This window comes from Paraclostridium sp. (genome assembly GCF_051657365.1).
Taxonomy (GTDB): domain Bacteria; phylum Bacillota; class Clostridia; order Peptostreptococcales; family Peptostreptococcaceae; genus Paraclostridium.
The window spans coordinates 1-1,056 of sequence record NZ_JBOFKN010000118.1 but is presented as its reverse complement, the minus strand read 5'-3'; the positions used below and the strand labels follow the sequence as shown (position 1 = coordinate 1,056).

Annotated in this window: 1 protein-coding gene; it reads right to left on the bottom strand. The window is 33.6% G+C overall.

Going from position 1 to position 1,056, the window contains the following annotated elements; all coding sequences use genetic code 11:
• Window positions 1-5: 5 nt before the first annotated feature.
• Window positions 6-857, bottom strand: coding sequence for a hypothetical protein (locus ACRCYC_RS08525; RefSeq protein WP_438618686.1), 852 nt, complete (start codon window positions 855-857; stop codon window positions 6-8).
• Window positions 858-1,056: the final 199 nt, after the last annotated feature.

Genomic DNA, 1,056 nt, shown 5'->3' with positions numbered 1-1,056 from the left:
GAATGTCACTTAACTGAATGATTGGTTTCTTGTATTATCTTTGCTTTGAATGGAAATTCTAGGTTTACAATTAATCGGTTTATATTTCTAGCGGTGCCACCTTCACATGGCATCGAGTCACCATCTAGGAATATCATTCCTGGTTCGTAACCAAAATTCGGGGTTAAGGTGTAACATGTATCCATCCCCCATAAATTTCCATTTATGGATTCAAAATATATAGGATCTAGTTTGTATTGTTTTATCCAATTTCTTTTATTGATTGATGTATCCATTTTCATTTTAACATCGCTTACATACAGAACATCTAACCGCGCTATTGAATTCATTCCTTCATTGTCAGGGCTATCTTTATCTTCCAACGTCAAGTAATCTTGTGAGTTGTTTGAAAATCCAATACACGAAATCTCGTTAAATAAATTGCTTTTCTGCTTCCATGATGCAGGTATTGCAAATAAGTCTTCATGCCCCTTTATCGGGCATGTCTCAGGTTTTATATATATAGCATTTAACTCTGAGTTGCATTTTGCCAAATTTGTTTGTATGGCTTTTTGAGCAGCATCAGAGTAGCGAGCTGGATCGCTTTTAGCCCAAGTTAAATAAACATCATCATCTAATGATAAACAACCAAGATAATTTTTTGTTTTTCCTCTATATAGCATTAAATCACTTATAAGCCAAAGCCCTTGATTCAGAACTTGGTCAGATTCACTTGCCATTTCAGAAAAACCACATTTAGAATAATAATCACTTAGTGATTTTTCAGCTGCAACGTATTTACTGCTATTGTAGTTTCTAAGAGCGATATCTCGTATGTTTTTAATTTGTTCTTCTGAACAGCTAGCACGGCTAGCCATGCTAGTCATAAGACATGTACTTACAATTATCCACTTAATGATGAATGAATACTTATCCATTTGTAATTGCTTCCATAAAATCATAGGTTTCATCTTCTGATATGATTATTGCATCTCTTTGTATTTTATTGTATTCACTTGATTTCTTACATGCAACTAGTAGTGTCTTGAAGTTGGAATAATATCTATCTGTAGTAGA

Excerpts from the sequence above, each read along its gene's own strand:
- ACRCYC_RS08525 (WP_438618686.1), bottom strand. The coding sequence starts at position 857 with ATGGCTAGCCGTGCTAGCTGTTCAGAAGAACAAATTAAAAACATACGA.